Raw genomic sequence first — 19,655 nt, 5'->3', positions numbered from 1 at the left:
TTTATCTTATTATATATGGGAAACGCCTGTTTAGAGGAAGAACGAGCGCAGGATGGTTGCGCTTACAATCAGGAAGATACAGGCTCCGAACCAGCTTGCGGCGGTCTTGCTCGTGTCCGGATCACCGGACGAGAACTTGCCATAGACCTTGATGCCTCCTATGAGTCCCACTACCGCGCCGATGGCATAGATGAGCTTTGTCGCCGGGTCGAAATACGAGGTCACAAGATTGGTTGCCTCCGTGATGCCCGCCATGCCGTTGCCCTGTGCAAAGGCGGAAATGTTTGCAGCCGTCAGAAGGACTGCCAGAATGATTTGTTTTTTCTTCGATGTTTCTGTCATAATCTTTTCTTGTTTTTATGCCTCCGGGCGGGATATTCCCTTCGGCGGTTGATACTTTTCTTTAATTTTTGCGGCTTCGGATAAAGCCGGCTTGTGGATTTAGTGGATTCGGTGGCTGGCCGGGATTTCAGCCGTAGTCAATTTTCTTTTTTCGCATCTTCGTTACGTTTTTTTACAGTGTTATACATAGTCGCGGATGTTGAAGTTCTCGTATTCCTTCCATACAGCCGCTTTCATCCTTGTTTTCTTCTCTGCGGGCCGGATGCTTGCAAGATAGGTTTCCACCATTTCAGACACCCTTGCCTCGTACCGGGCATTGTTGCGCCGGAACATGTCGTAGAACTCCGTTCCTTCCAGCTCGTGGAATACCTTGCCTGCCTGTAGGATGTCGGCTTTCCCTGCTTTCGGGTCCTTCACCGCCCTTGCCGCACGGTCGATTTCGTCAAAGGTATTTCCGCCTGCCTGTGGCTGCTCCCCGTCAAACTCCCCGTCCGTGTCGTGGACGCGGTTATCCCTGAAAACCTCGTCCAGTTCTTCATCGGGCACTTGGCGCGAGGGCTTTGTTTCCACCGAGTGGCTGCCGGAGGTTTCCATTTCGTCGGCAAAGGTAACGTCCTTCTCGTCCACCGCCTCGCTTTGCATTTCCGTGGCAGCATTTGGCGTCGGAGTGGTAGTTTGTGGCTTCGTTTCCGGCATCCTGAACCTGCTCTTGCCCATAATCTCGTCCGGCGGTCTTTGATGCGCATTTCCGGCATCCTCCCTGTTGTCCGCCTTCCGTGCCTCCTTGCGTTCCCATGTCAGGTAGAACAGAATCCACAGGTTGCACGCCATCATCAGGATTAACAGCAGCGTCACCATCGGCTTATCGTTATCTGTTCGACAACATCGTGGCTTTTCTCCCTGCATAGTTTTTCCTGCTCCGTACCGTGGCGTGCAAGGTGTTCGGTGCCTTCCGGCTTGTGGTACTTGCCCTTATAGGCTTCCTCTCTCTGCTTTCTTCTGAAAATGTGGATGTTCAGTTTCATTTCGTCTTTACTTTTTTATGTGATACAATGTCTTCTTCAAATCAGGTTGTCCCTGTTGCGGCGGTACAGGTCGTTGATTTCGTCCTTGTTCTCCTCAAAGTGGCGCATCAGCACCGTGTCGATGTAGCCGCCCACGGTTATTTCCTTGTCGGCGATGGTGTTCACTATCTTGGAAACGATGCTGTGCGCCTCCTTGCTGATGTACACGCAGTGCCGGAGTTTCACCTCGTTCCGTTTGAGAAAGGTCGAGCCGTAGTCTGGCTTCTTTCTTTTTGCGGGTTCGCTCCGTGCTCTCGCTTCCGTGGGCTGTACCGCATCTTCCGGTGCGTTGCCGGCATCGGGTTCGTCCGTTCCTTCCCTTGCCGGAGGTCCGCCCATCTGACGGGATTTTCCTATGGAGGCAAGCAGCAGGCTCTCGTCTATGCTCTCCGTATTCAGCTTTCGGCTTGCCATAAGATTCACCCGTTGATGATGGAACATATCTCTTCCGACAGCTCGCGGATACGGCTTCCTTTAAGCATGGAGGTGTCCGGCGGCAGGATGGTCGAGCGGAAGACCGACTTGCGGTCGTCCGACGGCTCGCGGCGGAAACGCTTGCTGTCGGGCAGCCTCGTGTCAAGGACACGGAAGTTGTTTTCGGCGAACAGTTTGCCGTACAGGTCGTACAGCCCGGTTTTCTCCCGTCCGTCCACCATCGTCCAGAATAGGGAGATGTCCTTTGTCTTGGCAAGCCCGGTGGTGACGAGGTTGTCGTTGAACATCATCACGAACTGCAACGCGCTTTCCACCACGAAGCGGTCGGCGCTGACGGGCGTGAAGATGTAGTCCATCTGCGACAGCGTCTTTATCACCCCGTCGCTTTTCAGCGTGCCCGGCAGGTCGAAGAACACGATTTCCGGCCGGTACCCTTTCTCCGAGAGCAGGCTGTCCGCATCGTCCAACGCTTGCACGGCGTTGCTTCGGACAATGGGGAATCCCTTGCGTCCAGATTTGCGGAAATGTTCATAAGCGACGGCCTTCAGGCTGTCGTTCTTTTCGATGAGTGCCGTTTCCTTGTCGCGCAGCCCGGCGATGCTGTGCTGCGGTTCGTCGCAGTCTATCACGGCGACGTCAATCCCCATCACGTTGTGGATATAGTTGGCTACGAGCGCGGTGACGGTCGATTTGCCGACCCCGCCTTTCTGTGTTGCGAATGCAACGAATGTTTCCTTGTTCATTTTTCTGTATGTTTTAATCGTTGTTGGTTTATGACTGTGGCGGTGTGTCTCCCCGCCTGTTCGTTTCTCCGCTTCCTCATATATGCGCAGACGCACTTTCTTGCATACCCGCATTTTTACGGAGGTCTTGGTTTGGTTCCCCACCGGTGTGCTGTCGTACGCCGATACGTCAATACGTCAGCACGTATGTATGTCAATGCATCAGTACGTATGTATGTCAGTACATCAGCGGAGCGGTGTGTCTGTCCGTCCGTGCGGACTTGCCTTTTCAAATGTCTGTTTCCATCCATGTTCATTTATTTGCCTTGTTGCTTCATCGTTTCTGTCCGCAAAGGAATATACAAATCCGCCGGTCTGTATCGTTTCCCCCTTGCGTGGCAGCATTTGGCGTTGTTCCGGTAGCTTGTGGCGTTGTCCGGCCCCTTTCCGGTGCGTTTTTACCCCGTATCTTTGCACCCAAGCGGCAGGGCAACGGTCCCGATGCGCACACCGCACCCCAGTTCCGTCTCTCTTTTGGGCAGCTGGGAGGTATCGGTCGCCCGATACCTTTGGGGTTGGTAACAGGCAGGTCTATCCCCAATCCGTCGTGTACGGATTCTTGTGTCCTTAAAGACACAGCAAGGTGTCCTTTGAGTAACTCAAAGGGTTTCCGGTTACTCCCGGAAACGACCTTGCCCCTTGCGGGGGCGGGCTTCCCCTCCGAAGTCGGGAAGCCTGTTTCCTACCTGCGGTATGCGTGCCGGAAGCTGCGCTTGTGCCGTGAAACGAACCACTAAATCCATAATAAAGATGAACAGGAAAAAGAACGTGGATGAAATGCCCAAATGGGGGCGGCATCCGAAAGAGAGCCGCAAGTCGCACTGCGTGATGGTGCGCTTCGACAATGAGGAATGGCAGAAGTTTCTTGCCATGTATGAGAAATCCGGCGTGTACGCGAGGGCGGTGTTCCTGAAAGCGCACTTCTTCGGACAGCCCTTCCGTGTGCTGGTCACGGACAGGACGCTGCTGGACTACTGCACGAAGCTTTCCGCTTTCCATGCGCAGTACCGCATGGTCGGCAACAACTACAACCAGACGGTCAGGGAGCTTCGCTGCCATTTCTCGGAAAAGAAGGCGATGGCATTGCTCTACCGTCTGGAAAAATGCACGGAGGAACTGGTCGCTCTGACGCGGCAGGTCGTGGAACTTTCAAGAGAGTTTGAGGAGAGATGGTCGCGAAGATAAGCATGGGAACATCGTTGTACGGCGCACTCGCCTACAACGGTCTGAAGGTGAACGAGGGCGAAGGCAGGCTCCTTGCCGTGAACAGGGTCTTTGACGACGGCAGCGGACGGGTGGACGTGGCACGTGCCGAGCGGGATTTCAAGCGGTTCATGCCGGAGCAGGTGCGCACACGCAACAAGGTCATCCATATTTCGCTCAATCCGCATCCCGACGACCGCCTGACCGACACGGAGCTGGAACAGCTCGCACGCGAGTATCTTGACAGGCTGGGTTACGGCGACCAGCCGTATCTTGTATTCAAGCACGAGGACATCAGCCGCCACCACCTGCACATCGTCTCCGTCAATGTGGACGAAAACGGCAGGTGGCTTAACCGTGACTTCATCCACCGGCGCAGCAAGCGCATCACCTCCGAGCTGGAAAAGAAGTACGGGCTGCACCCGGCTGACCGCAGGCAGTACCGTACCGACAATCCGCTCCGCAGGGTGGACACATCGCAGGGCGACGTGAAGCGGCAGGTATCGAATGTAGCCAAGGCGGTCATGGCAACCTACAAGTTCCAGACGATGGGCGAATACCGCGCCCTGCTCTCGCTCTATAACGTCACGGTGGAGGAAGCGCACGGCATGGTGGACGGACGCGAGTATCACGGGCTGGTCTATTTTCCGCTATCGCTCAACAACTCGTCCGCCACTGATGATGCCGGCAACAAGACCGGTAACCCTTTCAAGGCCTCCCGTATCGGCAAGTCCGTCGGCTATGAAGCCGTGCAGCGCAGGTTTGAATTTTCCAAAGGGCAAATCCGAGACAAGCGTCTGGCGGAGATAACCCGCAAGACCGTCGCCGCCGCCCTTGCCCGGACGTACCGCCGCGAGGAGTTTGTCGCCCTGCTCAAAGCGAAAGGTGTGGATGTGGTATTCCGTCATACCGAAGAAGGCCGCATCTACGGGGCAACCTTCATCGACCACCGCACGGGCTGCGTTCTCAACGGCTCGCGCTTGGGCAGGGAGTTTTCTGCCAATGCCTTGCAGGAACATTTCACCCTGCCTTATGCCGGTACTCCGCCCATGCCTTTTACTGTTACGGTGGATGGGCAGCAGTCCGAAGACCGTCACGTCGTGGAGCACGATGGGGGATATTCCTCCGGCTTGGGCTTGCTCGGTGGCGACACTTCGGGCGCACAGGCGGAGGAAGCCGCTTTCGAGCGTGACCTCAAACGCAGACGGAAGAAACGCCGCAAGGGGCTGGGGTTATGATTTATTTACCAACAACTTAAAAACAGAAACAGATTATGTCACAACAGGAAGACGATTTGAGGGCACTGGCGAAAATCATGGACTTTCTCCGTGCCGTGAGCATTATTCTGGTGGTCATCCACCTCTACTGGTATTGTTATGAAGCCGTAAGGCTGTGGGGCATCGACATCGGTGTCATGGACAGGGTGCTGATGAACTTCGACCGCACCGCAGGGCTGTTCCATCATATCCTCTACACAAAGTTCTTTGCCCTTCTGCTGCTCGCGCTCTCGTGCCTCGGCACGAAGGGCGTCAAGGAGGAGAAAATCACTTGGCGCAGGATTTGGACGGTGCTTGCCGCCGGGCTTGTGCTGTTTTTTCTTAACTGGTGGATATTGTCCCTGCCGCTCCCGGTGGAGGCGGTCGCCGGTTTCTACACCGCTTCGATGGCGGCGGGCTATGTCTGCCTGCTCATGGCGGGCACATGGATGAGCCGCCTCTTGCGTACCAACCTCATGGAAGACGTGTTCAATGTAGAGAATGAGAGTTTCATGCAGGAAACCCGCCTCATGGAGAACGAGTATTCAGTCAATCTGCCTACCCGCTTTTACTATAAGAAGAAGTGGAACGACGGATTTATCAACGTGGTAAACCCGTTCCGTGCTTCCATCGTGCTGGGCACGCCGGGCAGCGGCAAGTCGTATGCCGTGGTAAATTCCTTCATAAAGCAGCAGATTGAGAAAGGTTTTAGTCAATATATCTATGACTTTAAATATCCCGACCTTTCCACCATCGCCTACAACCATCTGTTGAATTATCCGGACGGGTACAAGGTCAAGCCGAAGTTCTATGTAATCAACTTCGATGACCCGCGCCGCTCGCACCGCTGTAATCCCATACACCCGGATTTCATGGAGGACATCACCGATGCCTACGAAAGTGCCTATACCATTATGCTCAATTTGAATAAGACTTGGGTGCAAAAACAAGGCGATTTTTTTGTAGAGAGTCCGATTATCCTGTTCGCCGCAGTGATTTGGTTTTTGCGCATCTATCAGGACGGGAAATACTGCACCTTTCCCCATGCCATCGAACTGCTCAACCGCCGTTACGAGGACGTGTTTCCCATTCTGACCAGCTACCCCGAACTGGAGAACTACCTTTCCCCGTTCATGGACGCATGGCAGGGCGGAGCGATGGAACAGCTCGCCGGACAGATAGCCTCGGCGAAGATTCCGCTCTCGCGCATGATTTCCCCGCAGCTCTACTGGGTCATGTCCGACAGCGAGTTCACGCTCGACATAAACAACCCCGACGAGCCGAAAATCCTTTGCGTGGGCAACAATCCCGACCGCCAGAACATCTACGGGGCGGCGTTGGGGCTGTACAACTCGCGCATCGTCAAGCTCGTGAACAAGAAGGGCAGGCTCAAGTCCTCCATTATCATAGACGAGCTGCCCACGATTTACTTCAAGGGTCTGGACAACCTGATTGCCACCGCCCGGAGCAACAAGGTTTCCACTCTGCTGGGTTTTCAGGACTTCTCCCAGCTCAAGCGCGACTACGGCGACAAGGAAGCCGCCGTGGTAATGAACACCGTCGGCAACGTTTTCTCCGGGCAGGTGGTCGGCGAGACCGCCAAGACCCTGTCCGAACGTTTCGGTAAAATCTTGCAGAAGCGGCAGAGCATCACCATTAACCGCGAGGACAAGTCCACCTCCATCAACACGCAGATGGAGAGCCTTATCCCGGCGAGCAAGATTTCCACGCTCACGCAGGGCATGTTCGTCGGGGCGGTCGCCGACAACTTCAACGAGCGTATCGAGCAGAAGATTTTCCATTGCGAGATTGTGGTGGATGCCGAGAAGGTCAAGCGTGAGGAACAGGCTTACAAGCCTATTCCCGTCATCACGGACTTTACCGATACCGACGGCAACGACCGCATGAAGGAGATGATTCAAGAGAACTACAACCGCATCCGTGCCGAAGTGCGGCAGATTGTCGCCGACGAGTTGCAGCGCATCCAGTCCGACCCGGAACTGCAATACCTCTTGCAGAACAAGTAACACGCCGCAAGCGAAAAAAGGAAAATCCGTAGCACTCCAATGTGAAATGTTACGGATTTTTCTTTTCTTGTATCTGTCTTTCTGCCTTGAGTAATTTGTTGACGGATGAAATGACAAGGGTCATCAGGTAGTTTTTCAACTCGGTGTCTTCTTTCAGCAGTATTCCATAGTCTTCGGCAAACGCTTCTGTCAGCCAGTGTCGGATGTCTGCCATACTTTCTCCGAAAGGTATCTGCTTCTCCGTTTCCCAATAATAGGTGATGGCTGACACCACCAGTGATTTGAAAGCCGCCTTCTGTTCCCTGTTCAGTTTCTTGAAACGTGTCCTTTCTGTTAGGGGAGGTTCACTGTACGGCATCATGGTTATCGGGTCATAGACGGACATCGGCTCACCTTCGTAATCAAGGATTATCGGTAAGTCGGTAGCTGTGTGCTGTTTCCGCTTTTTCTTTTTTGCCATTCCCGTTATAAATAGAATGCCTTCCAAAAGTATATAATAGCCCTACGTACTCGCATGGAAGGCTTGTTTTCTTTTCATTTGAATTGTCCCCTTGTCATTCTTCCTGCTCATTGACCAATGAAATCAGGTCAAAGTACATCAGACGTGTACGCAGTTTCGTATCCTTGTCAAATCCTGTATTCTCCGCCTCTTGGCTTTCGGTGGAGAACAGGAAAGTAAAACCGTTCTTCTGATAATATCCCAACGGAATTTCCTCGTTATAGGCATCTACTATCAAAAAACGGCAGCCGGTCTTGTTGCCTGCGTCTATGAACCATGACTTGATGAACTCCATCAGTTCGCTGCCTATACCACGGTGGGCAAATTCTGTATTGATACCCAAGCGTCCAATCAGTACGCCCGGATAACGCCGCATCTGCTTGGAACGGGGGATGTCTTTCTGCACTTTCTTTTCCCTGCTGTTCGGCAATATGTCCACACGGATGCTGTCATTGGAGAGCGTGAATGCACAGACAATGACGGAAGGGTCTTCGTCCAGCCGGAAACAATAGCTCTTTCCGAGCATCTGACGGCTGTAAAGCGGTGCGTCCTGCCGGAAAAAGTCGTCCAAGTCGGCATTGCCGCATGAGAAAGGACGGCATTTGCCTATGACTTCCTCGTCAAGCGGAGAAAAACTGCATTTGTCTAACAGGAATCCCATGCCTACAACATATTGGCTTTTTTCAGTATGGCACGGGCTATCTTTACCTGCTTGCTGAAGTCGGTCTTCTCCTTGCTTTTGTAGGCTTTGTCCGCTTCCTTCACGAAACGCTCTGCCTCTTTGCCTTTTAGCGTGGGGATTGCTTTAATTTCTAATGCCATAATCTATTGTATTATAATTGTTTCTGCAAAGGTAAGCAATTTTTTGCAGACTATGACGCCCATGCCTCATTTTCTCGTTATCTTTTCCGCATCCGCTCCCGTTCCTCGTCCTCCTGCATCCGCCGGTTCAATTTCTCCGCAGCCTTGTCGAAGAAATAGGTGCGGCTCTCGTTCTTCCGCCGCTTGATGTCCGCATAGGTATTGTAACACTGGCTCTCTTTTATTTCCATGCCGAACACCTTGCAGAAACCTTCCAGCAGTTCCTTGATACCCGTTTCACCCTCGTTTACCAGCTTCATGGCATCCAGCCCGTAAATCAGCTCCACCAGTTCAGCCATACTGCCCGTCCAGCGCATGGAAGGGGCATTGACAGGAATATCATTTTTCTTTTCACATTCAGAGTGGATGGTTGTGGATAGTGGCGGCACCTGCAGGCGGTTGGAGGGGATATGTTTCTGCATCTTGCGTATGAAAGACAAGGCTTTACGGACAAACAGGGCGGTATGGCTTCTCATACCCGCAATATACTGCGTGTGGTGGTATTGCAGTTCGTTTTCGGCATACGCCAGCGCAATCTTCGCCCCGTCCGTATCGCCGTCATGCATCAGTTCTACAACCGCCTTCACAAAACAATTGTATGCGGTATTCAGACCGGCTGTTTCATCGCTCCCGTTTATAAGACCGAAAAATTCGGTTTCTGTCAATATGAGGTATTCCATATCTCTTTCATTTTTATGTTATTACACTTGGATTAAAAGTGTAATAACATAAAATGATTGGACAAATACCGCTCCTGTCGAAACAGCCTTTCTGCTAAATAATAATATCCATCTGATATTCAGTAAAATAGAGTGAGAAAATATTTTTCGGCACAAACTTTCATGCCTCGTTTTTTGTTCAAAATCTGAACGTATGTTCACATTCTGAACGTCGGAAGCTCTTGAAAATGTTCATGTTTTGAACACAACCACCGGCTGGCGGGGTGTTTTCCGACCATAGGTTATCCGTATTATGTTGTCTTTCCACCGTTTGCTCTCCGTGCATGTCCATTCGCTTTCGGGCAGTGAGCCCTGAAACAGCCTGCTGCCGTTTCCCGCTATGACGGGAAGCAGGTAGAGGATGATTTCATCCACAAGGCGCATACGCATCATGCCGTTGATGATACCTGCCGTCTTTTCGCTGGCTTCTATCAGATAGGTCAATGAATCATCGGAGTTTTCTGTCCAACTGGAGAGGTGGGTAAGTGACGTGTTCTCATTCAGGATACAGATGGCGTCTTCTTTCAGCGCACCTGTCCCGTACTTGTCGGAACCGAGCCATTGTCCGCACAGAGCGGTTGTTTCTGCCGGACATCCGTCCATTGTCAGGACGGCGAGTAATCGGACTTTTGCCATAGCGGTCATTCTGTTGTGACCGTAAGCCGTAAAATAAAAAATAGCGCGCAATTCACGCTACCTCAAGTGTGGGTTCTGGTAAAACCCCTGAAAGATGTACGCGAATGCACGCTATGCCAAGGCATAGCATAAGCATCACGCAATTAGTCTCTTTCAGTTTCAATTTACCAGATTTACACTTGAAACGCCTTGCGGTCTTATTCTATACTATATTTTCATCAGCACATCAAAACACATGTTTGTCTGTGCCGTTCTGTCCTATGTTCATGCAAATATAGCAATTTCAGTTCATATTTGCTCATTTTTCCTTATTTTTCTGCATCATACCATATTCTTTCATCTTGTTATACAAGGTCGTACGACTGATTCCTAACAGTTTGGCTGTCGTTTCCCTATTTCCATCTGCCTGCACCAGTGCCTGCACGATACGTTCCTTTTCTTCATTCTCGTCTTTCAGCAGCAGTATGCAGCCAGCCTGTGCGCTACCTTCCGCTTCCAGTTTGTCGGCAGTGACCAGTTTCCCTTCCGTAAGCAATACGGCAGAACTGATGGTCTGTTTCAGTTCCCTCACGTTTCCCGCCCATGTACGCGCCATGAGTATCTTTTCCGCTTCCTTGTCGAATCCTTCGGTATGCCGTCCCAGTTCCCTGTTCGCAAGCTCCCGGAAAAACTCCGCCAGCGGCAGGATGTCCTCCCGGCATTCACGCAGCGGAGGGACCTGTATGACAAACTCTTTCAACCGGTGATACAGGTCTCTGCGGAAGCGTCCTTCTTCCACCGCCTTATCCAAATGCTCGTTGGTGGCTGCTATGATTCGGACATCCGCTTTCCGTTCCCGGTTGCTTCCTACCGGACGGTAACTTTTTGTTTGAAGTGCACGCAATAGCTTTTGCTGAACTTCCGGTGGCAGATTGCCCACTTCGTCCAAAAACAGTGTACCGCCATCCGCTTCTTCCATGCACCCTTTCTTATCTGCCACGGCTCCCGTAAACGAGCCTTTCCGGTGTCCGAACAGTTCCGAGGCGGCAAGTTCTCCAGTCAGCATGCCGCAGTCCACGGCTACGAACGGTCCGCCCGCACGCCGGCTTCGCTCGTGTACCTTCTCCGCTATGTGTTCCTTGCCCGTACCGTTCTCGCCCAGTATCAGCACGCCCATGTCTGTCGGGGCTACCAGCGAGATACGCCGGTTTATCTCCCTAAATGCGGTACTCCTGCGCTCGAATATGGAAATTTTGCGCCTTGCCTCCGCTTTGTGCGCCAGCTCCTTTATCCGGGGCAGCAGTTTTTCCTGCAACAGTGTTTTGGGAATGTAATCTTCCGCTCCGAGCCTCATGGAACTGACAGCCGAAACTACCTGTGCGTAGTCGGTCATGATGACAAAGGGGTTTCTCATGCCGGAAGCACGCATATATTCCAGCAATGACGTGCATTCCCCGTCGGGCAGACGCAGGTCGGAGAGCACTATATCGTCCGTTTCCAGTGCCGCCAGCAACTTGCGGGCTGTGGCGCAATCGCATGCAGTCCGGGTCGTGTAGCCTTCACTTTCCAGCATTCCGCATACATGGTCGCGGAATACCGGATTATCTTCTATCACTATTATTTTTCCCATTTCGTTTTCTCTATCTCCTTTTTGGCAAGCCGGATGATTTTCTCTCCCTGTAAGAGCACATTCCCGGCTCTTGCCTGTATTTCTTCCATTGTCCGGTTCTCATGTATTGCCTCATACAGTTCCTGCAACGGCTGTTCTGCCCTTATCAGCATCCATGAACTGCGGATATGGTGTATCCAGCCGTCAATTTTATCCTTGTCGGCATTGTCTATGGCTTTCCTGATGCCTGCCATTTCTTTCTCCGTTTCGCTTATCAGGCATTCCAGTCTGTGCCGTTTGTTTCCGTAGGCAAACAGCGGGGTCAGGTCAATGTATCGTGTCCGGTTTTCTCCGATACACTGTTCAGCCACTGCCAGCAGTTCGTCAATGGAAAACGGCTTGAACAGGACAGCGGAAAACCCTGCCTGTTTCAGTTCTTCTTCCGTAACGCTTCCCGAACCGGTTATCGCCAGTACCGGAATGGTACGCGAGTTTCCGATGTCGGATGAACGGAGCAGTTCCAGCACCTCATAGCCGCTGATGTCCGGCATTTTCAGGTCGGTGGTCAGCAGGTCATAGCGGCTGCCACGCAGTTTTTCAGTCAGTCCGCCCATGTCCATGCAGGTTTCATTATGTACCCCGCTTTGCTCGAACATATCATGCAGCATACCGAGTATCATCTGGTCATTGTCCATGGAAAGCACGGAACACCCGGAAAGATGATGCGTTACGGTATAGGAAGAGGGTTGTCTTTCCGTTTCGGTCGACTTTTCCAACGGCAGTGTGACGGTGAACCGGCTGCCTTTTCCCGGCACGCTTTCCACCGTGATGCTGCCGTCCATCAGTTCAGCAAGGCTTCTTACAATGGCGAGTCCCAGCCCGAAGCCGTCCTGCGTGGCGGCATTGCCGAGCCGCTCGAATGGCTTGAATATCCGGTTCTGCTTTCCCTTGTCTATTCCTGTGCCTGTATCGTCCACAGCCAACATGAAATTGCCGTCCGAATATCCGGTAATCAGTCTGACCGAGCCTTTTTGTGTAAACTTCAAGGCATTGGACAGCAAATTGCTGCCGATGCGGAGTATCAGGTTACGGTCACCCATGACAACCTCGTCCGCCTCATTGACCGTTTCAAATGCCAACCGCTTCTTTTCCATCTGTGGCATGAACTCCGTTTCCAGTATTTCCGCTATACTTTTTACCCGGAACGGCAGGGAGCAGACGGTTTCCTTTCCGCTGTCCAGACGGAAATAGTTCAGCAGCGTGTCTATCATTCCTGCCATCCGTCCGGAAGTATCGCCAATGGTTTTCGCATGGCGGATGCAAATGGAACTCTCTTTATCAGTCGCTATCATTTCCGCATAGCCCCGTATGGCGGACAGCGGAGAGCGCAGCTCATGGGTGATGGTCTGCATGATGCTTTGTTTTTCCCTCGTCAGTTCCTCGTTATGCCGGATAGTTTCCTGCAATTTCCCGATCAGTTCTTCCCGTTTCCTTTTTTCGTCTGCATTTCGCTTGATTTCCCGGTGTATGGTTAGGTAGGACAGAAAAAGCAGGATGATGGAGAGGGAGATGGCGGCGGTGAACAGGCGTATGGAGTTGTCCTGTGCTTCTGCCATCTTCCGCTCCCGTGAGGCAAAGGCGGTCTGTGCCTGCCCGTCGAGGTTGTTTATCAATCGGTTCAGCTGTATGTTCAGCGTACGGTTGCGGGTGCGCAAGCTGTCGGCGTAGGCATCCATCTCCTTCTCCTGCTTGCGCTGCATGGCGGTCAGGCTGTCGCTCAGGGCATGCAGTTCCCCGGCGGAGGGCATGACCCGTATCTCTTCTTTCTTGCCGAACAGCCCGGCGATGCCTTTTTTCTTTTGTCGTATGGTGCGTACCCTTGTCGCCCGTTTTGCCACTTCGGGCAGCTGGGTGGCAAGCAGGCTGTCGCGCTCGTCCCGGTGGTCGAGGTTCTGCATGATGCGCAGCAGGTGTGTTTCCTTCTCCGCCAGCAGGTGCCGCAGGGTATCTATCTGTCCGGGGTGCACATATTCCCGGCAGTGGGGCTTCAGCGTTTGCAGCAGGCTGTCCGTCAGCAGCCGGTGGCGACGGTAGTCGCGATAGTCCGCCTCTTCCCATGCCACTACGCTCTCACCCCGGATGGCAAGCCCCGTGATGCGGCTGTGTGCCTTGTTGATGTCAAGGCGCACCGAGCGGATTTTTACCGTTTCCGCTTCTATCTCACGCAGCCGTTTCCGCTCATGCAGCAAAGTGGCGGCCATGCTTCCTATGACCGCCACCAGTACCACGTATCCGAAAAGGATTTTATGTTGCAATGACATCTTCTTTCCCATATTCGGTATCTGTTAGACTGTGTTTTCTTTAATCTGTTTTTGCAGTGTGTCAAGAAACAGCATTGCTTCCATCGGGGTGGATCGGGAAAGGTCGAACGACATAATCCGTTCCCGTAAGGTTGCCTTATCCTTCCGAATCCCCGTATCTTTATGTTCTTTCGGCGGTTTCTGCTCCGAAACCAGCCCGTCGTCCTCACTGCCGTCTATGCCGGCAAAAACGAAACAGTCTGTTTCTTGAACAACAATCTCGCCGCCGCAGGCGGCTATCTGCTCCAGTACATTCGCCAGACGGCTTTCCGGAAATCCGGTGGTCAGCACGGAGTGTCCCCCTTTGCGCGGACGGCGCATGACGCGGTAGCCGGTGGCACGCGCCAATGCAAATGCTCCGCAACCGTAGGCACAGAAGAATTTGCCGGAGCGTGTCACTGCAAAACGGCTGTCCCCGTACTCTTTTTGCTTGTTGATGAGTTCCTGTTCGGTCATGTCATTTTTTTTAGTTCCGTAATCTCATTCCTTATCTCTCTCTTTTTCCGCTCCGCCGGTCTGTACCGTTTTTTCAGGACGGCTTTCTCTATGTGTCCTTCAAAACAGACCACCCTCCACCATTCCTTACCCACGCGCGTCATGACCTTGCGTCTCTGGTTGTACGAGGCGAAATGCCGCATCATGCCCAGATAGGAATTGACCGTGCTGACAAACTCCTCCCCGTGTGTCAGGACATAGTCGGGCGAGCTTTCCGCCAGGCGGTTCAGGCGGTCTATGGCATCGTAGCAGAACCCCACCGTGCGGTTGCTCAGGTATTTCCTTCCCGGCAGTATCATGCCGCCTACAAACAGCACACCTTTCGTATAATGTTGCAGATACATCTTGCGGGGGTGCAGCGACAGTCCGTGTGCGGTGAGCCATGCGGCGATATTCGCCTTGACCGCCAGCAGACGCTCTTTGGACGGATGCACCAGCACCATGTCGTCCACATACCTGCCGTAATGTTCAATGCCCCACTCTCCGGTAATCAGATGGTCCAGTTCATCGAGAAAGTTCAGGGCAAGCAACTGGCTGGTCAGGTTGCCGATGGGCAGGCCGCAAGTGCCGTCGGAATGGAAAAGGCTTTTGTCCTTTGGTAATCCGCGCCAGCTTTGGGGAGGCGTGCGGCGGATGCAGTTCTTTTCCGGTCGGTTGAACACCGTCTCCCGGAGCAGATAAAGCAGCACCGGCAAGTCGTTTCCCTCGTACCGCTCCCGCAGAAGACGCTCCGTCAGGTCATACAGCCGTTGCTTCGATATTTTCATGAAGAACGAGCGGATGTCTATCTTCAGGATGTGGCAGTTTTTGGTGTAGTTTTCCGAGCATTGGCGGATGTGTTCCTCCACCTTCAGTATGCCGTACAGTGTGCCTTTGCCCTTGCGGGTGCTGTAGCTGTCGTCAATAAACTGCGCTTCCAGCAAGGGAACGAGCCTTCGGGCTATCAGGTGGTGCACCACGCGGTCGCGGAAATCCGCGGCGAAGACCTCCCGCTTCACGGGCTTGGTAATGATGAAAGCGATGGAACGCGAAGGATGGTAGGTGCCGGAGTTGATTTCCCGCCACAGCTCTACACACTTGCGTTCGTATTCGCTCTCGAAGGCAAGGGCATTGCAGGTATTGCGCTTCTTCTTGCGGCACTCGAAGTATGCCTCGAAGACATCCTCCAATGGGATGCCGCCGAGTTCCTCTTCCGTGAAAAGACTTTGTTGTAACACCATATCTCAATACTCTTTTTTGTTTATCGTAAAGTTTTTATTGAAAAGGCGAGGACGGCACGCACATCGTTCGTATTGTTCTTATTGTTGTTGTTCGTGTTGCCATTGTTGAAGTTCACGTTCCACGCGTTGTTCGAGTTGTTCGAATTCTCAGTGGACGACCAACAGATGCTGCCTGTGTTTATCTTTGCGAGCTTCCCTGCACGAGAGAAGCCTGCCGGCAGCCCTTTTTCAATTAAAAACAGTTCGCTCCGGGAAGCCTTGACCGCCCGGATTCCGACTGATAAATCATTGCCTTTTTTCTTCATTCTTTTTCATTCCGCGTTCGTTATACTGCTTCCAGCTTGTAGCCTGTTTGCCTATCTTCTCCATCAGCAGCCCGAAAGAGGCGTATTTCCGCTCCGTTATCACCTTCTGCTCCACGCATACGCGGAAGAGCATCTGCAACATCCGGTAGCGGTCGAGAAATTCGGTCAGTATGCCCACTTTCTCATAGCTGCTGTTGGCTTTATAAATCAATGACAGCATATCCAGAGTCAAATCCACCATGCGACTGCCCATGCTGTAACGGAAGAAGCGCGGGAAATCCTGCGTAAGCGCCAGCAGGTTGTTCAACAACCGGTAAGTGTCCCGGTACAGGGGTAAATCCTCGGATAATGCCATAGCTTCAATTTTTTTAAATTTTTCGACCCGCTTCGCGGGACTTTACTCTCTATAAGTCTTTAATAGATAAATAGATTAAATAGGTAAATAGATCAGAAAGCGAGGACGGCACGCACATCGTACGTACGGTACTTACCGTTGTAGCTCGTGTTGCCATAGTAGAAGTACACGCTCCACGCGCTGCCCGAGTAGAGCGAACGCTCAGTGGACGACCAATAATACCAACCTGTACTGAACCAACGGATATGATCTTTATCCAGACTCTTGACATTGTCCATTGATGTGGCAAGTAAATTCGCATTATCACGATTCAAGGAATAAAGAGTTGTCAGCTGGTTGCACGACGGTAGGAACCATCCGCTGGTATTGACCGGTGCGGCGTATCGACGCTGCCAGTCATCACCTTGGTCCGTCCCATAAAGAGAGCACCAATATGCCGCTTCAAAATGTTTCAATTCCCATCCATCCGAATTGTTGTCGGCAAAATTTTCGATGGCTTTCTGATTGCTGTACCCTTTCCAATCCCCCGTATTTGTACTCGTTCCGGCATTCTGACTGTATGCACCATCCTTGTATGCCCAACGATATGATCCCACATCGGTCAGGGCAACCGCGTAACCATGGAATTTGCCATCCTTAAATTGGTTCTGATACACAGACATGGCATCATCCTTTTCAGCGTTATGACCGACATGGAACACCACACCGATCGGATTGGTCGCTGCTTCGTATGCCTCCTGCGGCACGATGAACCAATCATTTCCATCGTTTGTACGGCAAACGAAATCACCTACGCGTATCAAGCCGCTTTCAGAGTAGTTACCAATGTCGAAGCCATTGTTTCGCCATTCGTAATACTGGCTTTCAGCCAGTGTCTGTCGGGTTTCAAGGATGAGACTTTTGTCATTTCCCGACAAACAGGCTCTCAATTCACGTTCCTGATTCGATGCAGGGATGACGACCCTGTACTGATTCAGATTGTTATTGGTCCAGTTCATTGCCTTATATACTTTGCCGCCTACGGTAACGGCTACATTCGTTATCGGAGCGGAAAAACTGTATGAATTTTCGGAAAATTGATAATAGGTATCATACGCATTGGGCAGTACCAGCAGCGTGTGCAGGTATTTCATTTCGAAACGGAGCGTCTTGCTGCTGCTCTCCCATTCACCCTCTGCCGCCATAATCTCGGCAGTGGTATATTTGCTTATATCCGACTGGTCCAATGCAGGAGGAAACGCCTGCCGCAGTTCACTGATACTTTTCAGCCCGCTTGCCTCCTCCTTGTAGGGATAATATGCGATGTAGGTATAACCGGAGTTATAATAGGAGGATCCGTCGGCGAAGCTCCATTTCGAGCCATCATAGTTGAGCGGGACATTATTCAATTCCGGAACGACACTTCCGTTCTTGTCGACAGCAATCAGCCCTGCCTTGTCCCCCGATGCGAATGTGGTGGTGTAATTGGAATTTGTATTGTTCGACCGCGAGGCGGGGGACTGCGAAAAGTTTGCCGCCTCGATTTGGATGACAAAAGAGGTTTCCGGCTGTCCGAGCTCGTCCAAGTAACTGTCGGAAGTACAGGACGCGGACAGCAGTTGCATGATGAATGCAGCGGCGGCAAGAAGATGCCGGTTGCGTTTATGGTGAAATAATTTCATTGCAGGTCAATTTAGAATGTTAATATAGGTCGTGGATTCTGTCCGTAGTTTTTAAAGCCGAGGCGCAGACTGCCGCCTTCTATGTCGTAGATACCGTAGATGTCATTTTTAGTATCGTCCCTTTCGGTACTTGTACCCAAGTATTTGATATTTGTAGCATCGCCACAATTACTTATGGGAGCGGTTATCACACCGGACACATCGATTACCTTTTTCATCTGTGCGGCAGAACCCAGATACCAACCGCTTGTCTGACTCGGAGCGGTGTTTTGGTTATATGTGGTGGCATAATAGACATGTGTATAGTTGTCTGCCGACAAGGTTATGTTTTTATTTTGGGCAGAATTGATTATCATCTTCGTATTCTTGTATCCGCACCAGTCGTCGGGTCGCTCATGAGTGCCGATAAGCTCTTTCTGGTAATTTGGATTGCACCAAGAAGGACGATCACCATTACAAGCAGGGTAGGCAGCGAGCACATAGCCGTGAATGGCATTCAGCTTGCTATCATAGGCAGATACCTCGTCTCCCGGACCTGGACCGACATGAAAAACCACACCGACACAGTTTTCCTTTTTATCGAGCATTTGGGTCGAATAGCTGTTATCGGTATAATAATAGTCCCCGACAATGGGTGCGGAGTGCGGGTCTATCGATATACTTATGTCGGAAGACATGTCGGAAATTTCCATGACATAAAAGTCGCCCTCTTTTCTTCCCGATATTTCGGCATAACCTCCTGTCGTTCCGTCGCGGCGGAACGGAGGTTGTACGGTTTCGGCTATCTTATACCTGACTATGCAGCCTTGGGTGGACAAGGAATAAGTGTTTTCTGATTTTGGGGACAGAGTTTGACCTCCTTTATCCGTTACCGATATCTCCTGAATGTCATCTGTGCAGGCTAAAAAGAGGTTGTATGTCTGGGTTTCCTCAATGCCTGAGGTGAAGTTTCCACCACTTCCCCAAGTAACGCTCTGCCCGGCTTCCACCACGATTTCGTTTCTCTTGACAGTAATGGTGTAGGTGTTATGACAGCCCGCTTTCAGGTTTCCGGCGGTTTCGTCAGACGGGGTGTAGATGAAGTCTTTGCCGTTGATGCTGACCTTGATAAGCGGTTTGCCCGTCATGTCTTTCGGCACGAGCAGGGCATCATTGTCGGAAGCCGGAGTAATCCAGCCGTCATCCGTGCCTGTCAGTATTCCTTCAGAGAAGGAGGCTTTTGTGTAGCCGGCAATCTGTACGGTGGCTCCTTTCAAGTCATCTTCCGTGATGCCATCGCCAGCCTGAAGCGTATAGCTCACCTTTGCCATTTGGTGCTCGAACTTTAACGACACAGAGCTTTGGTAGTTTTGTTCCGGTGCCGTAGCGGTCAGAAAGTCAATGTTTACAAAGCCTTTCGATTGGTCGGAGATGTCCACGCTCTTTTTTCCCTCGTAGGGATACCATGCCGTTACAGTGGAAGAGGCGGTATTCTGCCAATACACCGGGGTGATGACATTCTTCATCGAGCCGTCGCTGTTTAGCTCGTAGCAGCCTGTCGCATCATCCGTGCCGATGCGCACGCCTATCATATCGCCATCTACCCATGCGTCCTTGCCGGTGGCGCGGGTATTCATTCCGTCCACCGAAGCGGTGAGCGTCAGCGGATATTCACCCTCGGGCAGTGGGGTGCCGCCTGTCTGCGGCATGTCGTCCTGCGAGCACGAGGCTGCACTCGCGCAAAGCAACAGTGCCGCCATATTCCGTAACAGATGTAATTTGCTTCTATTCATATCGTTGTCTTTTCTTGTTTTTAACTTCACTTCGTTCGTTTTCCTCCTTCGCACCTCGGCAGAACCTGAAAATGT

24 protein-coding genes are annotated in these 19,655 nt (G+C 51.9%); 3 read left to right on the top strand and 21 right to left on the bottom strand.

Translation table 11 applies throughout. The features are described from left to right. Nucleotides 1-30: 30 nt before the first annotated feature. The 8 genes from DW800_RS02980 to DW800_RS20015 form a co-directional block, all read right to left on the bottom strand. Nucleotides 31-342 (bottom strand): DUF4134 domain-containing protein, encoded by a 312-nt coding sequence (locus tag DW800_RS02980; protein WP_018709713.1) that lies wholly within the window; start codon nt 340-342, stop codon nt 31-33. 180 nt (nt 343-522) lie between these two features. Beyond that, on the bottom strand, nt 523-1,200 hold the full coding sequence (locus DW800_RS02975) for a hypothetical protein (protein WP_118233205.1): 678 nt from the start codon (nt 1,198-1,200) through the stop codon (nt 523-525). Beyond that, nucleotides 1,194-1,367, bottom strand: coding sequence for a hypothetical protein (locus DW800_RS19580; RefSeq protein WP_165859882.1), 174 nt, complete (start codon nt 1,365-1,367; stop codon nt 1,194-1,196). The genes DW800_RS02975 and DW800_RS19580 overlap by 7 nt, the downstream gene beginning before the upstream one ends. A gap of 36 nt (nt 1,368-1,403) precedes the next feature. Beyond that, entirely contained in the window at nt 1,404-1,820 is a 417-nt protein-coding gene (locus tag DW800_RS02970) for a DUF3408 domain-containing protein (protein WP_119957786.1), read from the bottom strand. A 5-nt stretch (nt 1,821-1,825) separates the two neighbouring features. After that, a complete protein-coding gene (locus DW800_RS02965) occupies nt 1,826-2,584 on the bottom strand; it encodes a ParA family protein (RefSeq protein WP_118233203.1) in 759 nt (252 codons plus the stop codon). 116 nt (nt 2,585-2,700) lie between these two features. Beyond that, on the bottom strand, nt 2,701-2,874 hold the full coding sequence (locus tag DW800_RS19575) for a hypothetical protein (protein ID WP_165859881.1): 174 nt from the start codon (nt 2,872-2,874) through the stop codon (nt 2,701-2,703). Between the two features lie 23 nt (nt 2,875-2,897). Then, nucleotides 2,898-3,200, bottom strand: coding sequence for a hypothetical protein (locus DW800_RS19570; protein WP_165859880.1), 303 nt, complete (start codon nt 3,198-3,200; stop codon nt 2,898-2,900). Nucleotides 3,201-3,237: 37 nt separating this feature from the next. After that, nucleotides 3,238-3,366 carry a hypothetical protein gene (locus DW800_RS20015; RefSeq protein ID WP_262703045.1) on the bottom strand — a complete coding sequence of 43 codons (129 nt, stop codon included), beginning with the start codon at nt 3,364-3,366 and terminating at the stop codon, nt 3,238-3,240. Between the two features lie 7 nt (nt 3,367-3,373). On the opposite strand from DW800_RS20015, the gene mobA reads away from it, so the two are divergent. Genes mobA through mobC form a run of 3 tightly spaced genes read left to right on the top strand, consistent with a single transcriptional unit; the run spans nt 3,374 to nt 7,109 of the window. After that, nucleotides 3,374-3,808 (top strand): conjugal transfer protein MobA, encoded by a 435-nt coding sequence (gene mobA / locus DW800_RS02960; protein WP_165859884.1) that lies wholly within the window; start codon nt 3,374-3,376, stop codon nt 3,806-3,808. Continuing rightward, nucleotides 3,793-5,064 (top strand): conjugal transfer protein MobB, encoded by a 1,272-nt coding sequence (mobB, locus tag DW800_RS02955; protein ID WP_119957785.1) that lies wholly within the window; start codon nt 3,793-3,795, stop codon nt 5,062-5,064. The genes mobA and mobB overlap by 16 nt, the downstream gene beginning before the upstream one ends. Nucleotides 5,065-5,099: 35 nt before the next feature. Continuing rightward, nucleotides 5,100-7,109, top strand: a complete 2,010-nt coding sequence (gene mobC / locus DW800_RS02950; RefSeq protein WP_118940883.1) for a conjugal transfer protein MobC — start codon at nt 5,100-5,102, stop codon at nt 7,107-7,109. A gap of 49 nt (nt 7,110-7,158) precedes the next feature. Here mobC and DW800_RS02945 read toward each other — a convergent pair whose 3' ends face one another. The 13 genes from DW800_RS02945 to DW800_RS02885 form a co-directional block, all read right to left on the bottom strand. Next, the gene (locus DW800_RS02945; protein WP_118233200.1) at nt 7,159-7,569 is read right to left on the bottom strand and encodes a hypothetical protein; all 411 of its coding nucleotides are present in this window, start codon (nt 7,567-7,569) and stop codon (nt 7,159-7,161) included. A 94-nt stretch (nt 7,570-7,663) separates the two neighbouring features. Then, on the bottom strand, nt 7,664-8,269 hold the full coding sequence (locus tag DW800_RS02940; RefSeq protein WP_118233199.1) for a GNAT family N-acetyltransferase: 606 nt from the start codon (nt 8,267-8,269) through the stop codon (nt 7,664-7,666). 2 nt (nt 8,270-8,271) lie between these two features. Next, nucleotides 8,272-8,430 (bottom strand): hypothetical protein, encoded by a 159-nt coding sequence (locus DW800_RS19565; RefSeq protein ID WP_165859879.1) that lies wholly within the window; start codon nt 8,428-8,430, stop codon nt 8,272-8,274. Between the two features lie 77 nt (nt 8,431-8,507). After that, nucleotides 8,508-9,149 (bottom strand): RteC domain-containing protein, encoded by a 642-nt coding sequence (locus tag DW800_RS02935; RefSeq protein ID WP_118940884.1) that lies wholly within the window; start codon nt 9,147-9,149, stop codon nt 8,508-8,510. 231 nt (nt 9,150-9,380) lie between these two features. Further along, nucleotides 9,381-9,824 (bottom strand): dihydrofolate reductase family protein, encoded by a 444-nt coding sequence (locus DW800_RS02930; RefSeq protein WP_243634899.1) that lies wholly within the window; start codon nt 9,822-9,824, stop codon nt 9,381-9,383. A 298-nt stretch (nt 9,825-10,122) separates the two neighbouring features. Further along, complete coding sequence (locus tag DW800_RS02925; protein ID WP_119957783.1) at nt 10,123-11,433, bottom strand: sigma-54-dependent transcriptional regulator; 1,311 nt, start codon at nt 11,431-11,433, stop codon at nt 10,123-10,125. Then, complete coding sequence (locus DW800_RS02920) at nt 11,421-13,745, bottom strand: hybrid sensor histidine kinase/response regulator (RefSeq protein WP_119957782.1); 2,325 nt, start codon at nt 13,743-13,745, stop codon at nt 11,421-11,423. The genes DW800_RS02925 and DW800_RS02920 overlap by 13 nt, the downstream gene beginning before the upstream one ends. Before the next feature lie 12 nt (nt 13,746-13,757). Continuing rightward, nucleotides 13,758-14,228: a hypothetical protein gene (locus tag DW800_RS02915; RefSeq protein ID WP_119957781.1), complete on the bottom strand. Its 471-nt coding sequence runs from the start codon at nt 14,226-14,228 to the stop codon at nt 13,758-13,760. Then, a complete protein-coding gene (locus DW800_RS02910; RefSeq protein WP_243634898.1) occupies nt 14,225-15,487 on the bottom strand; it encodes a reverse transcriptase domain-containing protein in 1,263 nt (420 codons plus the stop codon). Before DW800_RS02910 ends, DW800_RS02915 begins: the two co-directional genes overlap by 4 nt. Before the next feature lie 20 nt (nt 15,488-15,507). Next, complete coding sequence (locus DW800_RS02900) at nt 15,508-15,792, bottom strand: DUF1566 domain-containing protein (protein WP_119957779.1); 285 nt, start codon at nt 15,790-15,792, stop codon at nt 15,508-15,510. Further along, a complete protein-coding gene (locus tag DW800_RS02895; protein WP_118233191.1) occupies nt 15,773-16,147 on the bottom strand; it encodes a four helix bundle protein in 375 nt (124 codons plus the stop codon). The genes DW800_RS02900 and DW800_RS02895 overlap by 20 nt, the downstream gene beginning before the upstream one ends. 92 nt (nt 16,148-16,239) lie before the next feature. Continuing rightward, a complete protein-coding gene (locus DW800_RS02890) occupies nt 16,240-17,808 on the bottom strand; it encodes a DUF1566 domain-containing protein (protein ID WP_119957778.1) in 1,569 nt (522 codons plus the stop codon). Nucleotides 17,809-17,819: 11 nt separating this feature from the next. Further along, complete coding sequence (locus DW800_RS02885; protein ID WP_119957777.1) at nt 17,820-19,580, bottom strand: fimbrillin family protein; 1,761 nt, start codon at nt 19,578-19,580, stop codon at nt 17,820-17,822. Between the last annotated feature and the right edge of the window lie 75 nt (nt 19,581-19,655).

The sequence above is a fragment of the Bacteroides sp. AM32-11AC genome (genome assembly GCF_003603515.1).
Classification (GTDB): domain Bacteria; phylum Bacteroidota; class Bacteroidia; order Bacteroidales; family Bacteroidaceae; genus Bacteroides; species Bacteroides uniformis.
Note: the sequence above shows the minus strand (reverse complement) of the source record. Positions and strands in the feature narration are given on the sequence as shown.